The organism is Nitratidesulfovibrio liaohensis (genome assembly GCF_011682075.1).
GTDB classification, from domain to species: domain Bacteria; phylum Desulfobacterota; class Desulfovibrionia; order Desulfovibrionales; family Desulfovibrionaceae; genus Cupidesulfovibrio; species Cupidesulfovibrio liaohensis.
In genome coordinates this window covers 1-13,037 of sequence record NZ_VSMK01000698.1, presented here as the reverse complement: position 1 = coordinate 13,037, position 13,037 = coordinate 1, and the positions used below count along the sequence as shown (strand labels likewise).

20 protein-coding genes and 2 pseudogenes are annotated in these 13,037 nt (G+C 67.8%); 2 read left to right on the top strand and 20 right to left on the bottom strand.

The window, feature by feature from the left end:
• The 5 genes and pseudogenes from FVW27_RS17945 to FVW27_RS17920 all read right to left on the bottom strand — a co-directional run.
• A pseudogene (locus FVW27_RS17945) lies at nt 1-617 on the bottom strand (hypothetical protein); the annotation flags it as partial.
• A gap of 12 nt (nt 618-629) precedes the next feature.
• Nucleotides 630-1,190 carry a hypothetical protein gene (locus FVW27_RS17940; RefSeq protein ID WP_167127834.1) on the bottom strand — a complete coding sequence of 187 codons (561 nt, stop codon included), beginning with the start codon at nt 1,188-1,190 and terminating at the stop codon, nt 630-632.
• Nucleotides 1,191-1,207: 17 nt separating this feature from the next.
• Nucleotides 1,208-2,632, bottom strand: coding sequence for a phage tail protein (locus FVW27_RS17935; protein ID WP_167127831.1), 1,425 nt, complete (start codon nt 2,630-2,632; stop codon nt 1,208-1,210).
• The gene (locus FVW27_RS21040) at nt 2,629-3,366 is read right to left on the bottom strand and encodes a phage tail protein (RefSeq protein WP_243838557.1); all 738 of its coding nucleotides are present in this window, start codon (nt 3,364-3,366) and stop codon (nt 2,629-2,631) included. Before FVW27_RS21040 ends, FVW27_RS17935 begins: the two co-directional genes overlap by 4 nt.
• Nucleotides 3,363-4,577: a baseplate J/gp47 family protein gene (locus FVW27_RS17920; RefSeq protein ID WP_167127829.1), complete on the bottom strand. Its 1,215-nt coding sequence runs from the start codon at nt 4,575-4,577 to the stop codon at nt 3,363-3,365. Before FVW27_RS17920 ends, FVW27_RS21040 begins: the two co-directional genes overlap by 4 nt.
• Nucleotides 4,578-4,638: 61 nt before the next feature.
• On the opposite strand from FVW27_RS17920, the gene FVW27_RS17915 reads away from it, so the two are divergent.
• Together FVW27_RS17915 and FVW27_RS17910 are read left to right on the top strand one after the other, a co-directional pair.
• Entirely contained in the window at nt 4,639-4,917 is a 279-nt protein-coding gene (locus FVW27_RS17915) for a type II toxin-antitoxin system RelE/ParE family toxin (RefSeq protein WP_167127826.1), read from the top strand.
• Nucleotides 4,918-4,927: 10 nt separating this feature from the next.
• Nucleotides 4,928-5,230, top strand: a complete 303-nt coding sequence (locus FVW27_RS17910; protein WP_167127823.1) for a HigA family addiction module antitoxin — start codon at nt 4,928-4,930, stop codon at nt 5,228-5,230.
• Nucleotides 5,231-5,248: 18 nt separating this feature from the next.
• On the opposite strand, the gene FVW27_RS17905 is transcribed toward FVW27_RS17910, so the two are convergent.
• The 15 genes and pseudogenes from FVW27_RS17905 to FVW27_RS17840 all read right to left on the bottom strand — a co-directional run.
• Nucleotides 5,249-5,572 carry a DUF2590 family protein gene (locus tag FVW27_RS17905; RefSeq protein WP_167127820.1) on the bottom strand — a complete coding sequence of 108 codons (324 nt, stop codon included), beginning with the start codon at nt 5,570-5,572 and terminating at the stop codon, nt 5,249-5,251.
• A 3-nt stretch (nt 5,573-5,575) separates the two neighbouring features.
• Nucleotides 5,576-7,405, bottom strand: a complete 1,830-nt coding sequence (locus FVW27_RS17900) for a phage tail tape measure protein (protein ID WP_167127817.1) — start codon at nt 7,403-7,405, stop codon at nt 5,576-5,578.
• 10 nt (nt 7,406-7,415) lie between these two features.
• A complete protein-coding gene (locus tag FVW27_RS17895; RefSeq protein ID WP_167127814.1) occupies nt 7,416-7,553 on the bottom strand; it encodes a DUF6890 family protein in 138 nt (45 codons plus the stop codon).
• A 47-nt stretch (nt 7,554-7,600) separates the two neighbouring features.
• Nucleotides 7,601-7,867 carry a putative phage tail assembly chaperone gene (locus FVW27_RS17890; RefSeq protein ID WP_167127812.1) on the bottom strand — a complete coding sequence of 89 codons (267 nt, stop codon included), beginning with the start codon at nt 7,865-7,867 and terminating at the stop codon, nt 7,601-7,603.
• Complete coding sequence (locus FVW27_RS17885; protein WP_167127810.1) at nt 7,845-8,189, bottom strand: phage holin family protein; 345 nt, start codon at nt 8,187-8,189, stop codon at nt 7,845-7,847. The genes FVW27_RS17890 and FVW27_RS17885 overlap by 23 nt, the downstream gene beginning before the upstream one ends.
• Nucleotides 8,186-8,362 carry an Rz1-like lysis system protein LysC gene (lysC, locus tag FVW27_RS21285; RefSeq protein WP_424991890.1) on the bottom strand — a complete coding sequence of 59 codons (177 nt, stop codon included), beginning with the start codon at nt 8,360-8,362 and terminating at the stop codon, nt 8,186-8,188. Before lysC ends, FVW27_RS17885 begins: the two co-directional genes overlap by 4 nt.
• Entirely contained in the window at nt 8,295-8,744 is a 450-nt protein-coding gene (locus tag FVW27_RS17880) for a hypothetical protein (RefSeq protein WP_167127807.1), read from the bottom strand. The genes lysC and FVW27_RS17880 overlap by 68 nt, the downstream gene beginning before the upstream one ends.
• Nucleotides 8,741-9,166, bottom strand: coding sequence for a structural protein (locus FVW27_RS17875; RefSeq protein WP_167127804.1), 426 nt, complete (start codon nt 9,164-9,166; stop codon nt 8,741-8,743). The genes FVW27_RS17880 and FVW27_RS17875 overlap by 4 nt, the downstream gene beginning before the upstream one ends.
• Nucleotides 9,163-9,375 carry a TraR/DksA C4-type zinc finger protein gene (locus FVW27_RS17870; RefSeq protein WP_167127801.1) on the bottom strand — a complete coding sequence of 71 codons (213 nt, stop codon included), beginning with the start codon at nt 9,373-9,375 and terminating at the stop codon, nt 9,163-9,165. The genes FVW27_RS17875 and FVW27_RS17870 overlap by 4 nt, the downstream gene beginning before the upstream one ends.
• Before the next feature lies 1 nt (nt 9,376).
• Nucleotides 9,377-9,841 (bottom strand): phage protein, encoded by a 465-nt coding sequence (locus tag FVW27_RS17865; RefSeq protein ID WP_167127798.1) that lies wholly within the window; start codon nt 9,839-9,841, stop codon nt 9,377-9,379.
• 13 nt (nt 9,842-9,854) lie between these two features.
• The gene (locus tag FVW27_RS17860; protein ID WP_167127795.1) at nt 9,855-10,964 is read right to left on the bottom strand and encodes a DUF2586 domain-containing protein; all 1,110 of its coding nucleotides are present in this window, start codon (nt 10,962-10,964) and stop codon (nt 9,855-9,857) included.
• A 10-nt stretch (nt 10,965-10,974) separates the two neighbouring features.
• Nucleotides 10,975-11,664 carry a phage virion morphogenesis family protein gene (locus FVW27_RS17855; protein ID WP_167127792.1) on the bottom strand — a complete coding sequence of 230 codons (690 nt, stop codon included), beginning with the start codon at nt 11,662-11,664 and terminating at the stop codon, nt 10,975-10,977.
• The gene (locus FVW27_RS17850; RefSeq protein WP_167127789.1) at nt 11,654-12,130 is read right to left on the bottom strand and encodes a phage tail protein; all 477 of its coding nucleotides are present in this window, start codon (nt 12,128-12,130) and stop codon (nt 11,654-11,656) included. Before FVW27_RS17850 ends, FVW27_RS17855 begins: the two co-directional genes overlap by 11 nt.
• A gap of 7 nt (nt 12,131-12,137) precedes the next feature.
• The gene (locus FVW27_RS17845) at nt 12,138-12,593 is read right to left on the bottom strand and encodes a head completion/stabilization protein (RefSeq protein WP_167127787.1); all 456 of its coding nucleotides are present in this window, start codon (nt 12,591-12,593) and stop codon (nt 12,138-12,140) included.
• A 103-nt stretch (nt 12,594-12,696) separates the two neighbouring features.
• Nucleotides 12,697-13,037, bottom strand: a pseudogene (locus FVW27_RS17840) (phage terminase small subunit); the annotation flags it as partial.

Genomic DNA, 13,037 nt, shown 5'->3' with positions numbered 1-13,037 from the left:
GACGTGGCCAGCCCCGGCCCGCCCCGCTGCGGCGACGAAGCGCCCCATGCGGGATAGCCGGGCGCGGGCGGTATGGTGAACTTGTCGCGCTCCAGCCCCGCCAGCCCGCCTGCGCGCCGCTGCGCCTGCTGCAATTCGGTGATGGGAAATACCCCGTTGAGCCGGCCCAAAGAGGTGGCAAGACCGCTCTCGTCAGGCGCGGCCACGACCAGCAACACCAGGGCCGTGTCCATTTCCATGGGGTCCGTGGGTGCTGCCTCAGCTCCGGAGGCCTGCCGGTCCTGCGCCTCGCTCATGCGCCCGGCCACGGCACCGATGGCTCCCTGCGGCGTCAGGTAGGCCCGGTCGCCCCGGCGCTGCCCCACGCCCTGCTGGTACGGCGTGACCGCGATGTACGGACACGGGCTGGCCAGCATGCCGGAGGCGTCGTTACGCATGTCCGCCGGATCCGCGGCTCCCCCTCCGGAGGGCGGCGGCGCATCCGGCAGGCCCAGCCCGGCAAGGGACGCCGCGCCGCTGGCCACGGTGGACCCCACCGCACCCAGCGAACCGGAAAGGCCGTCGCCCACAGCGCCGATGCTGGCCGGGGGCGTGAACGATACGGGTTGCCACAGCATGGCCGCTCTCCCCTACGTCGGGTAGCTGACCACGATGGCCAGCACGGCGGCCACCGGGTCGGCGCTGGCCTGGGCTGCCATCAGGGCCTGCTCCAGCTCCACCCGGCGCGCGGTCAGCCGCTCCACCAGATATTCCAGCCCGTCGGGGTCCGTGACGGCCATCAAGGCCGACCCCACGGCCACGCCGGTGGCGGTCGCTTCCGCCCCGGCCAGCACGCCCGCGAGGGCCGTGTCGTACCCGCTACGGATTTCCACGCGCTTGCCCGCAACCACGCTTTCCAGCGAGGGCACAGGTGCGCTGGTGCTCCAGCCTTCGGGCAACAGCCCCAAAGCAGCGATCGTGTGGGGCTGGCCATCGGGCAGCCAACCCATCTCGCCGCGATGGTCTTCGGCGTATTCCCAGCCGTCAGCCTGCGCGGTGAGAACGCGAGCAAACCCCGCGCGCACATCCGGCAGGGGGACGGCATCGGCAGACACCGCATCGGCGGGCAGGGCCACCCACGGCTCCGGCGGGGTCCAGTCTTCGGTTGCTTTGAACTCTCTCGTTTCGCGGTCATGGAAATGGATGCGCATACTTCGTCTCCTCCAGGCTAAACCAGCACGACGAGCATTGCGGCCACGTTCGCAACACGAACCTTACCGGACGTGATGCTCACCTGTGCTGTGGCGGCGTTGCTGTTGGCAGTACTTGCCGACGCCATGGACGGACCGTCCAGGTTGGTAATGCTCTGAATTATGCCCGCCCCCGGGGTGCCACCCACATACAGCGTTCCAGATGTCAGGCCTGTGCCCTCTTGCGCACTTGCCAGCGCACGCCCGGCATCAATGCCCCGCCCGTGGTCCCAGCCGCGCGAGCTGTTGCCACGCCGATCCTGTAGTTTGATATAACCACCTGCCGTATCACGAACGCCACCGCTGGTGCAGCGATACCATGCGGAAGCCGACCCGTTCTTGGCGGCACCGCACCACTTGCGCAGCAGACGCGGGAATGCAGCCAGCGAGACCACGCTTCCGTCCAACTCCAGCCCCAACGGCAGGCCATCTGCGAGCGTCGGTATTGCCTCGCATTCCCACTCGACAATAGCGCCAGCCAACATGTCCCGTGTCGCAGCAACCATCGCAATTGCGGACAGCCCCCCGAACATTTCTGGCGTGAGCGCCAGGGTGCGCGACCGCAAATCCGTCACGCTGCCGTTGGCCTCGATTCGGGCCACCTTCTCGCAGTAGTGGGGGGTGTTGTGCGGCGCTGCCGCCACGTAGTCCGGGCTTGGCGTACCGGGGGCCAGGCACAGCGGCGTCACCATCGTGACCACGTCCGAACCCTGCCCCTGCATGGACACGTCCAGCCACACCTCGCACGGGGTCACGGTGGGCACCACGGGCGCGGGTTCCGGCAGCGCCGCACGGATGCCTTCCACGTAGCCGCGCCCGGCCTCGAACCGGTAGGCGCCGCCGGTGTGCGTCAGCAGCCAGCCGTCGTCCAGAAACGCCGCGCGCCCGTAGATGTCCCGGTTCGACAGGCGCTCGCGCTCGTCGATGCCCCTCAGGCGCACGGTAAAGTCCAGCTGCCACACTGCCGCCTCGACGGTGATCTGCGTCAGCTCGCGCGCGCCGCTGAACTCCAGCAAAAAGTTGCGGGTCAGGTTGTTGCCCTGCGTGTTGGTGGCCGGGTCGTACCGGCGCTTCTCCAGCCGGGGAAAGGTGGCCACGGCCACCAGCGTGGCGTGCTCGGTGCAGTACAGGCCCTGCCAGTTGAACGAGAACGGCCCCACGTCGCTGCCCAGCAGCGCGGAGTACACAACCTGGCTGGGGTTCACATAGGCCCGGTACTCCTGCGGGATGGGAAACTCGTGCACCACGTGGTCCGTGGGCACGCCCTGGGCGGGGTTGGCGGGCTGGGTGTGATCCTGCCCCGGCACGTCCGCGAAGACGAACCGGTCGATGACAAGGGGGGTGCCTTCCGCCTGCAAGCGGGCGATCAGGGCCTCCCCGGCGGCGGTCAGGGTAACGCTCATGCGTGGGCCTCCGTAGTGTGGTGGCTGTTGTCGAACGCGGCGGCGCGCATGCCCGCCGTAACCAGGGTGAGGGGGTTGCTCACGGCGCACACCGTGGCGTGATCGTCGTCAAAGGCGCAGGCGGCAACGCTCACGGCCTGCGGGATACGGCTGATGAAGCGGTAACGGCGGCAGGTGCGGCCATACTCCTGCACGATGATTTCCAGCACGTTCTGCCGGTCGGGGAAGGCCGTGTCGTCCACCACCACGCCGATGATGTCCCATGCATCATCCGCTGCGGCGGCAGTGCGGATGCCTGCCGAAGCAAGTTCGTCAGGCCCGCCGCCTGCGCTCTCAGGCGCTACCGCGCCTACTGCGTAGCCTGCGGAAGGCGCGCTTGCGGGATGCCGGTCGCTCCATTCTTCCAGCGCCACGCCGCCCAGCTCCAGCCGCTGGAAGATGCGCCCCCACCCGGCCACGCTGCCTGCATCGCGGGCGTTGGCGTAGGCGTGGGCCACCCGCAGGCGGTACAACCGCTCCGGCTCGCCCTTGTAGGTGGTGACGTTGCGCTGCCAGGCCAGCAGATCCAGCACCGTGGGGGTACAGGTAAGCGGGTCCAACTGCCGGGCAGGCAGGGCCGCCCATTCGCCCAGGCGCGAGAACCAGCCGTGGGCGGCGCGGGACAGCTTGGAGCACTCCTCCCCGCCCATCCAGAACGGCAGGCTGGGCTGGTCGAGCTGCGGCAGATCACTCATGCCGCGCCCCCAAGGGATACGGTCAGGCTGCCCAGCACCGGCAGTTGCAGCTGGGCCACGATGTCGGCGCCCACGGCCCCGCCTTCGCCGTCGTGGGTGAACTCCACGCTTTGCAGATCCGGCAGTGCCGCGTGCAACTCCTCCGACAGGCGGCTGAAGCTGAAGCGCGAGAGCGGCAACGTCCTGGTCATGGTGAAATCGGCGTTCTCGCGCCACGCGCAGCGCACGCGGTTCTCCACGGCCTGGCGCAGGGCATCCGCCCGCGCTGCGCTGGCCGTGGCCACCGGGTACACCGTCACGGCCAGCGCCACCGGCATGGCAGCGATGGGCATGCACAGCATGTCGTCGCCGTGGCCGTGGTTGCCGGAGGCCCGGACGTAGGCGTTGATGGTGTCGATGAACTCCTGCGGGGGTATGCCGCTTTCCACCATCACGTGGCAGTTGGCCGTACCCGACCCGCGCGGCCCGTCCTTTTCGAAGTGCAGGTAGTCGGTGCGCACCCCGGCGAACTCCGCAATCAGGGCACGGTACGCAGCGTCATGGTGGTACTGGCCCACGGCGGCGAACTGGTTGCGCGCCCGCAGCCGCAGCGATTCGTCGTCCTCGGTGTCCGCGCCGGGCGAGGTCAGCCAGTCGGCCCCGTTGGTCACGCCCGTGATACCCGGCACCGGCTTGGTGAGGATGGAATAGTAGCCCGGCCCAAGGTTCCATGCGGCCCCGGCCTGTTCGGCCTGCACCGGCACGGTCAGGGTTAGCTGCCCGGCGGGGATCACGGCTTCCGCCACGGTGGCCACGCGGTAGGTCACATCGTTGATGGGGGGCGATTCCACCAGCGTGCCCGCCGGGATGGTGAGGGTGCCGGTTGCCGTGGCCCGCGTGAAGGTGACCGCCCCGGTTGCCGTGGCAGCCGCCTTGCGCCTCACGTCCACGCCCCAGGCGAACACGTCCAGCCAGGCGTCTGCGGCGAACCGCAAAAAGGTGTTGGGCAGCGCGTGCTCCACCAGCAGGCCCACCAGCCATTGCGCCGGGGCCGTGACGATGGCCGAAATCAGCCGCCAGAACGGCGACCACGCGCTGTTGTTGGTAATCTGGCTGCCCTCGGTCGCGTTCAGGGCGTCCCACTGCTGCTGCATCTCGGCCTGCGTTACCGGCATGCCCGCCTCGCGCAGCATGAGGGTGAACAGTTCACGCGCGGCGCTGGTGATGGCCATTGGCCCCTCCCGTTCGCTTTCCCCCTTGACCGCGTGTAACCAAGATGGTTACAGTAACCCCATGATTCGCAGCTTCGCGCACAAGGGCCTTGAAGACCTCTTCTACGACGGCACCACCAAAGGCGTGCAGCAGAAGCATGTGCGCAAGTTGCTCGACGTTCTGGATCTTCTCGACAACGCACGCGAAGTCCGGGACATGAACTTTCCCGGTTCGGGCCTGCACCCGCTCAAGGGGAATCTGGCCGGGCATTGGGCCGTGAAGGTATCCGGCAACTGGCGCCTGACATTCCGCTTCGAAAACGGCGATGCCCATATCGTGGACTATCAGGATTATCACTAGGAGAACCGCCATGCGTACCCGCACCAGAAAGCCCACGCACCCTGGGGGAATCCTGTTCAGGATGCACATGGACCCGCTGGGCATCACCATCACCGAACTGGCGCAGCGGCTGGGCATTTCGCGCAAGGCGCTTTCGGCCATCGTCAACGAGCGCGCGTCCATCACGCCCGACATCGCCCTGCGCCTTTCCCGCGCGCTGGACACCACGCCGGAACTCTGGCTGGGCATGCAGCAGGCGTACACCCTGTGGGAAACCGCCAATACCCGGACGGAATGGCGGGACGTACAGCCCATCAAGGTGGCCAACGCGTAGCCTTCCCCTCCCCTCACCTCACGCCCCCAGTTGCAGCGAAATGCTGCCGTATTTCACGGTGGTGGCCGTAAGCCAGTATTCGCCCAGGGCCGATTCGCGGATGACCGTGGTTCCGGGCACGATGCGCTCGTCGTCGTCCACGGCCATGGTGATGCGCACCAGGTTGGTGCTCCGCGCACGGGCGTCCCGGTTGGCGATGATGTCCACCAGCAGGCCGCTTTCGCGGATCATGTGCTGGATGTCCTGGGCGATGGACGCCCGGCCATCGAGCAGCACGGGCTGCCCCCCGGCGTCGAGCGTCAGATCGTCCCTGGAGATGCGCAGGTCGATGTATTCGGCCATGGTCTACCCCGCCTGAAGGGCCGCCCATTCGTCCAGTTGTCCGGGCGTCATGGGCTGGTCGGCGTTGATGGTCACGCTGCCGATGGTGGTCTGCCGCGTGCGGCCCTTGTTGATCTGGTTGGTGGTGGCTTGCAGCAGCCCCCCGGCAGGTATGGACGGGGTGCGGGCAGCCTCCAGCGAGGAAAGCGGGCCGATAGGTTGCGCCGTGGTCAACGCGGTGGCCGTGCTTTCGATGGCGGCTTGCGGCGCCCCCGTGGCGGCGCTGATGGCTGCCGTGGTGGGCGTGGTGGACAGCCCCAGCTTCTGCTGCAGCCAGTCCCACGTTTCGCCCAGGGCGCGGAACGGGGTCATCACGGCTTCGATGGTCTTCATGAGGGCCTGGCCCCACGCCGTGTCCAGGAACGCGGCTTTCAGATCATCCCACCAGTAGACCAGCGCGCCCACGGCGGCGATCAGCGCCACGATGCCCAACACAATCCACGTCGTGGGGTTGGCCCACAGGGCAGCGTTGAATAGCCAGGTCGCCGCCGTCTGCAAGCCCGTGAGCTTTGTGAGCAGCCCGAACGTGAACGCCACCAGTTTCAGCGGCCCGCCCAGCGCCATCAGCGCAACACGGTTCACTGCCACCACGGCGGTGAAAAGGCCCATCACGGTGGCCAGCGACATGACCATGATGGCCCCGTAGCCCACCCAGCGGGCAAGGTTGGGGGCTAGGTCGATCCAGCGGATGAGGGTTTGCAGCACGGCCACCCCCTTGCCCACGATCTCCTCCAGCGGAGGCAGCAGCTTCTGGCCAAAGCTGCCCGCCAGCACGTTGACCGTGCCGCCCAACCGCCCCCAGATATCGGTCATCTTGGCGGCCATGCTGGTCACATTGTCCATGCCCTTGATGTTGGCGATGTTCGCCATGTTGGCCTTCAGCCCGTCCGTGTCCATCATCAGCTGCTTGATCAGCGACACGGCCTCGTCGGACCCGAACGCCTTCTTCAGCTGGTCGCTTTCGGCCACCGACAGGGTGTCGCCGAACTTGCCCCGGATCTTGTCCAGGATGTCGACCATGCCCAACATGTTGCCCTGGGTGTCTGTGAACTTCAGCCCCAGCTCTTTCTGGGCCGTGCCCACACCGGCAAGGAACGCCTTGTACTTGGTGCCGGATTCGCTGCCGGACATGGTGGCCTGCAGCGTGCCGAGGATGGCCATCTGCTCCGCAGCGCTCCGGCCCGCCGCCGTGGCGTTGGCCCCCAGCGCGGTGAACGCGGAGGACATTTCCGACCCGGACGACTTGAACAGGCCCACGGCGTAGGCCGTCTGCCCGGCGATCTCCTCTACCCAGCGCGACTTGCCCATTCCGTCGGCGGTATTCTTGAAGATCCCGTACATGGTGCCCATGTACGAGGTCATGGTTGCCACGTCGGCCTTGGACGCCTTGGCCAACACGCCGGATGCAGCGGTGAACCGGGCCAGTTCCTTGTCCGTCAGCCCGTCGATGGCCGACTGGATATCGTACCCGGCCCGGATGACCTCTGCGGCGCTGCCGCCGTAGGCCATGGCGAACTTCTGTGCCTCGGCCTGCAGCACGGCCAACCCGGTATCCGACCGGCCAAGGCTGGACACCTCGCCCAGCGCCCGGTTCAGGTCGATGGCCGGGGCCACCATCTGGTGAATGGAATAGCCGGTGGCCACCGCGCCCAACACGCCGTCGCGCGCCTGGCCAAACTGGTGGCTGACGCCGCTGGTTAGCTTGTCCAGCGAAGACCGCAGTTGCCCCAGCTTGCCCGATGCCTGATCCTTCAGCCCGATGGCAAACTCCAACCGCTCCAGCTTGGTGGCCACGCACTACCCCCTATCCGTTGAACGCCTTGGCGATGCCGTTGCACACGGCCACCGTCATCTTTTCCCAATGATCCCGTTCAAGCCACAGCGCCTCGGCCATGGCCTCCGCATCCACGGCGCGACCGGGGAACCACTTGCTGGCCAGCACGACAAGCTGCGCCGCGCCGTTCTCCGCAAGGGCCTCCGCCCGCGCCTCTACTTTCCCACCTCGATCTCGATGTCGGGCGTGTAGTCCTCGAACAGCTTGCTGGCGATCTGCACGGCCATGCCGGGCTGCTGCATCAACTCCTGCAGGGCCGCCTTGCTTTCATCGGTCACGGTGCGCATGCACAGGTTCTGCGCCGGGCCAACCTTGCTGGTAGGCTGCAACTCGTTGATATAGCGATTGTAGACACCAAGGCTCATGTTGAAGGTCAGTTCGCGGCCATTCACGGTCAGCTTAATGGTCTTGTCCACGGTCATCTCCTTGTGTCGGTTGCGATTCACGCCGAGCGCCCAGCAACGCGGCCAGAACGTCGGCAATGCGGGTTTGCAAGGCATCCAGCACGGCCCCGCCCGAATAGGCGGAGACGGATGCACAGGCCACGCGGGCCGTTTCGGGCAACGAGGTCAGGTCCACCAGGATCAGGTTGGTCACCACCCCGGCAAACAGCGCCACCAGGACAGAGCAGAACCACGCCCACAGGCTGCGTTCCCCACACTTGGCAGCGCGGGCCATGCCGCCCGCCACGGACAGCGCAAGCACCAGCCACGTGCTGGCCAGCCACTCCTTGACCTCGGTCATTTGCCCGGCCTCGTGGCGGTATCCGCCGCCCATGCCCGCAATTCGGCCTTGTCGGCATTGCATCGGTTCACGGCCCCTTCCATTTGCTTGGCGAATCCCGACAGGTCACCGTTGGTCACGCCGTTCCACTCCGGTACCGACGTCTCCCGCATCAGCGAGGCCGGGGGCAGCACCCGTTCCGTTACCGGTACGGGCACCCGTTCCACCCTTGCCGAACAGCCGATGCACGGCAGCAGGCACAGGCACAGCATCCCAAGCGCGAGTAGCTTCATCGTTCTGCACCTCTTCCTTGTAGGCGCGCAGGGCCGTCGCCTGTTCCCGTTCCAGAGCCTCCACCTTTCTGTCGCGGCGGATGATGGCATCGTCCCGGACCTTGATGTCGCCGCGCAGCAGCTCAATGGTCTGGACGTTGGCCTGCCTTGCCTCTTCCAGGGTGGCCACCGACCGGCGCTCCGTCTCCAGGTCGCCACGCAGATCCTTGATGGTCTCCGCCTGCCACCACAGGGCCAGGCACAGCACGCCTGCCCCGGCCACAATGGCCAGCAGCCGGTTCACGCCATCCCCTTGGCGCGGCGGATTGCCGCAGCGTAGGTGATCGGGGCGTAGTGGTCCGCCCAACCCTTGCCGTTTTCGTGATCCACGATGGCCCGCATCAGCGGCTCCAGGTTGTCCTTCACGCTGATGCCCGCGCCGGGGGCCACGCCCATGCGTGCCGCCACGTGGGCGATGTAGCCTTCGGTGTCGTTCTCGGTGTCCGGGGCGTACTTGTTCAGGATGCCCCGCACGGTGTTAAGGCCGTCGCGCTCGTACTTCAGCAGCACCTTGGCCAGCGCCCGCAGGCCGTCCTCGCCCCGCACGAAGGTGCAGAAGGCGGAATCGCCCTGCTCGTTCGCCAGCCCTTCCCACGGCGAACCGTGTCGCAGGTTGCCGGGGTTGTTGTTGCGCACGCCACGGGGGGGATTGTTCCGGTCGATCATGCTTCAAGCTCCTTCTGGCAGGTGATGCACAGGCGCACGCCGGGCACCGCCGCGCGCCGGGCCTCTGGTATGGGGTCGCCGCATTCCTCGCAGGTGGCCCTACTGGTGAGGTCGGCCCGCTGCGCGCCGCGCGCGGAGTGCAGGCGGGCAAGCGCCTCCTGCCGCAGAATGCACTCCCGTTCGGCGGCAATGTCCGCTGCGTCGGCCATGCTAGTTCTGCGAACCCATCAGCCCTTCCGTGTCCGCCTTGGACAGGTAGGGCACGCCGTTGATGCGGACGAAATCCGGGCTGGTGACCATGTACTTCAGCTTGGTCAGGTGCTTCTCGCCGCCCTTCTTGTCGATATCCAACAGGTCTTCGATCTTGAACTTGCAGCCGAAGGCCTCCACCTTCATTTCCTCGCCGTCGCCGGTCTTGGCGAAGTAGAGGATGTCGAACAGGGGCAGTTCGCGGTACGACCCGGCGCTTTTCGCCGCCTCGCCCAGCAGGCGCACGCCCAGGGCGTCCAACTCGATCTCGCCGTCGGCCTTCGCGTCGCCGGAAACCCATCCGTTGGGCACGCCGTTGTCCTGGGCCACCTCTGTGCCGTCCTCGATCTTCAGAGATGCCTTGGACACGGTGATGGCCAGCGTGCCGATGGTGATGTCGAAGTTCTTTCCGCTGATGCGCTGCATGTGCTCACCCCCTTTAGGCGTAGTTGGTCAGATCCAGCAGGATGTTGCAGGTAATGGCCTTGGGGCTGTTGTAGGGGCGCACGGCCATCCAGATTTCCACGGCGTACTTGCTGGGCCACGTGATGACGATGTCGCCTTCCTTGGGCGGTTCCACCTCGCCGGGGAACACCTGCCCCAGGATCTGGCGCGACCGGCTCATCTCCCGCAGCGGCTTCATGAAGAACATGGCGGCAGAGGCCATGCTGCCGGGGGTGTTGTTCAGCCGCCGGTCAGCCACGCGGGACACGGCCAGCGGGTAAATGCGGCGCATGGCCTTCTGCACCACCCGCAGGTTTTCGATGGCCTGGTAGTCGCCGCCGGGCACGTCCAGCACGTTGCCGTCGGTCCAGTAAACGCCGGGGTAGTCCGGGTACCACTGCGGGGCGGAGAACCGCGCCGCGTCCAGCGCCGCGATGACGGACAGGTCAAGGATGCGCCCGTTCTTGTCAGCAGGACGGGTGGACCACGCGCCCAGCAGCGGGCCGGTGGCCACGCGCATGGGCGAATCGGCCACGGTGACAGAGCTGTTGCACAGCCGCCCGGCGTAGGTGCCCAGCTCCGGCCCCCAGATGGTGGCCACGGGGTTCACCTGGTCGCAGGCAAGGTTGGTGGTCACGGGGCGGACGGCATCCAGCCAGTCTTCCCACGTCTCGGTGGGCAACGGCCCCCGGCAGCGCGGGATGAAGAACAGCGGGCGCATGTAGCGGGCCATGATGGTTTCGGCCTTGGCCTGCATGGCCTCTATCTCCGTGGGCAGGGTCACGGGATCGGTGATGGCGATGGCCTCCACCGTCACCCGCTCCATGGCAAAATCCACGGCCTCGGCCCACGTGTCCCCTTCAGCCAGCGGGATGGCGCAGCCGTTCCAGTTCTGCCCGGCGTTCAGCCGGGCGGCTGCCACGTGGGCCTTCAGGTCCGAATCGGCGCTGCCGAACACCCCGTCCAGATCCGTCTCGGTGTTCAGGGTGATCAGCTTGCCCTCGTGGGTGCCCGCGCCGCGCCCGACGAACAGGAAGAAGTTTTCCACTTCCTCCAGCGGGCCCTGGATCAGGTTCAGGTTGTTTACCTGCACGCTTCCGAGCATGGATGGTCTCCTATCTGGGCACGCTGCCCAGCACGTTTTTCGCCAGCCGTTCGCACATCTTGTCCGCCTCGGCGGCAGTCACGCCCAGCGCGGCGCGCTCAGGCACGGTATCGCGCCAATCCTGCACCCCCTTGGGCTTGCCGGTGCGCATCAGCCGCAGCACCAGGCCCGCCTGCCCGAGGGTGAAATGCTTCTCCAGCCACATCACCGACACGCGCCGCGTTGCCCTGCCGCCGCCCTTGCCGGGCACCGGCAGGCGAAACCCTTCCCGCAGCAGCGCCTTGGCCTGCCTGCGGGTGCAGCGCGCCTTGTAGTCCGGCACGCCGTAGGCCCGCGCCGCGCGCTGCGGCCCCCAATCCTCGCCCACGCCGTGCTGGTGCCGGTAGGCGATCCGGGCATCGCGCGGGTTCTTCCACGAAACAACTACCCCGCCGTCAGGTCCGCGCGGGATGATGGCCAGCGTCTTGGCCAGCCCGGCGAGCATGGCCCGCTTGTCCCTCTTGTCGCGGCGCGGCGCGAAGGGCGCGCCCTCCACCGTCTCCTGCTTGCGGATGTTGCGCCGCGTCTGCGTGCGCACGTACCCGGCAAGACGGCGGGCATGCTTGCGGCGGTCGCGGATCTCGCCGCCCAGGGCGTCGAGCTGCGTATCCAGCCGGGCCGACCGGCCATGGTCGGGCGAAACGGAAAAACTAACACGCATTGCCGCCCCCGCGCCGTGCGCCGAAGGTGAACTCGTCAGCCGCCACGATCTCCGGCGCGGCCACGCTCCAGCGCCTGCCGTTGAAAGGCACGGGGCCTGCCGGATCTTCCGCCACGGTGATGCGTTCCTCGAACTCCACGGCCAGCTCCACGTCGCAGGTGGTGGCGTCGTTGATGTCCACGTCCAGCTCCGGCTCGGCCAGCCCGTCGCGGTCGCCGTCGTGGTCGGCCAGCCAGCCAAGCACGATGGCCATCAGCGTGGGGCCGTCGCCCGCATAGCGTTCCAGCCGGATCACCGCGTCGTACTTCCACACGCCCACTTCCAGTTGGGCGCGGCCATCGGGCGTTGTGCCCAGGTCGCGCCCGGTGGGCTGCAACTCGCCCTTGTCCGCAAAGGCGTGCATCTGCTCTCGCCGCAGGCCGGTGGTGGTCAGCAGGTGGTCTACAAGGGATGAAATCTTGCGCATGCCCGCCTCACACCAGATCCGCGTCGATGCGCCCGCGCCCGCGCAGATCGGCTATGGCGTCGTGCGCCCAGGCGTAGAAACGGTCGGCCACGTCCGGGCCTTCCTTGGCGTCTTCGCGGGCGGCCTCGCGCCGCTCCACGGTGGCGAACTGGCCCAGCAGCAGCGCCTTGGCGTGGCAGAACACCGCCCGCTTGAAGAGCCGCGTTGCCTCACCGGGCATGCCGTACACGGGCACGGCATCAAGGCTGGCGAACCCCGCCGCCTCCTGCTCCGCGCGCCACGCCTGCAACTGGCGCATGGCCCACAGCCGGGCCAGGCCAAGGTGGTCTTCCACCAGCGCCTCCGCGTATTCGGCGGGCAGCCGGTACACGCGCTGGAACTCGCCCACGGACAGATCCGGGTACCAGCCGTCGCCCGGCAGGGTGACGGTGGAAGTCTGGTCGGTGATGGCGTTGAAGCTCATGGCGTGGCCCGTTCTGTCGTGTTGGGGGCGGGCCCGGGCGTGCGGTCACCGGCACCCTGTGCCGTGCTTCCGCCCGGGCCGCCCCGGCTGGGTGGAGGAGTATCTACCCCGCCCCGTCGCCGCCCGCCGGATCTTCGGGGGCAGCGCCGGGTGCGGGCGCATTGCGTTCTTCAGTGTCGGGCGCAGCCTGCCCGCCATCGCGGGCCAGCCGCTTGCGCACGCCGTCCAGCGCGGTCTTCACCTTGGCGCCCAGATCCAGCGCACGGGCCAGCTCACGCTCCGCCGTGGGCAGGTCGCCGCCCTGCTCGGCCCGCAGGCCGAACAGCCGGTGGAAGCCCGCGCGCACCTTGTCCGGCACCTCGCCGCCGGGCTCCACCAGCGCCTGCGCCTGCGACAGGTACGGCTCGAAGTCGTGCCCGGCGTCGTGCTGGCGCTCAGCCCACG

What these genes read in the sequence shown, in the direction of transcription:
- FVW27_RS17940 (WP_167127834.1), bottom strand. Translation starts at nt 1,190, where the DNA reads ATGCGCATCCATTTCCATGACCGCGAAACGAGAGAGTTCAAAGCAACC.
- FVW27_RS17935 (WP_167127831.1), bottom strand. Translation starts at nt 2,632, where the DNA reads ATGAGCGTTACCCTGACCGCCGCCGGGGAGGCCCTGATCGCCCGCTTG.
- FVW27_RS21040 (WP_243838557.1), bottom strand. Translation starts at nt 3,366, where the DNA reads ATGAGTGATCTGCCGCAGCTCGACCAGCCCAGCCTGCCGTTCTGGATG.
- FVW27_RS17920 (WP_167127829.1), bottom strand. Translation starts at nt 4,577, where the DNA reads ATGGCCATCACCAGCGCCGCGCGTGAACTGTTCACCCTCATGCTGCGC.
- FVW27_RS17915 (WP_167127826.1), top strand. Translation starts at nt 4,639, where the DNA reads ATGATTCGCAGCTTCGCGCACAAGGGCCTTGAAGACCTCTTCTACGAC.
- FVW27_RS17910 (WP_167127823.1), top strand. Translation starts at nt 4,928, where the DNA reads ATGCGTACCCGCACCAGAAAGCCCACGCACCCTGGGGGAATCCTGTTC.
- FVW27_RS17905 (WP_167127820.1), bottom strand. Translation starts at nt 5,572, where the DNA reads ATGGCCGAATACATCGACCTGCGCATCTCCAGGGACGATCTGACGCTC.
- FVW27_RS17890 (WP_167127812.1), bottom strand. Translation starts at nt 7,867, where the DNA reads ATGACCGTGGACAAGACCATTAAGCTGACCGTGAATGGCCGCGAACTG.
- FVW27_RS17885 (WP_167127810.1), bottom strand. Translation starts at nt 8,189, where the DNA reads ATGACCGAGGTCAAGGAGTGGCTGGCCAGCACGTGGCTGGTGCTTGCG.
- FVW27_RS17875 (WP_167127804.1), bottom strand. Translation starts at nt 9,166, where the DNA reads ATGATCGACCGGAACAATCCCCCCCGTGGCGTGCGCAACAACAACCCC.
- FVW27_RS17870 (WP_167127801.1), bottom strand. Translation starts at nt 9,375, where the DNA reads ATGGCCGACGCAGCGGACATTGCCGCCGAACGGGAGTGCATTCTGCGG.
- FVW27_RS17865 (WP_167127798.1), bottom strand. Translation starts at nt 9,841, where the DNA reads ATGCAGCGCATCAGCGGAAAGAACTTCGACATCACCATCGGCACGCTG.
- FVW27_RS17860 (WP_167127795.1), bottom strand. Translation starts at nt 10,964, where the DNA reads ATGCTCGGAAGCGTGCAGGTAAACAACCTGAACCTGATCCAGGGCCCG.
- FVW27_RS17855 (WP_167127792.1), bottom strand. Translation starts at nt 11,664, where the DNA reads ATGCGTGTTAGTTTTTCCGTTTCGCCCGACCATGGCCGGTCGGCCCGG.
- FVW27_RS17850 (WP_167127789.1), bottom strand. Translation starts at nt 12,130, where the DNA reads ATGCGCAAGATTTCATCCCTTGTAGACCACCTGCTGACCACCACCGGC.
- FVW27_RS17845 (WP_167127787.1), bottom strand. Translation starts at nt 12,593, where the DNA reads ATGAGCTTCAACGCCATCACCGACCAGACTTCCACCGTCACCCTGCCG.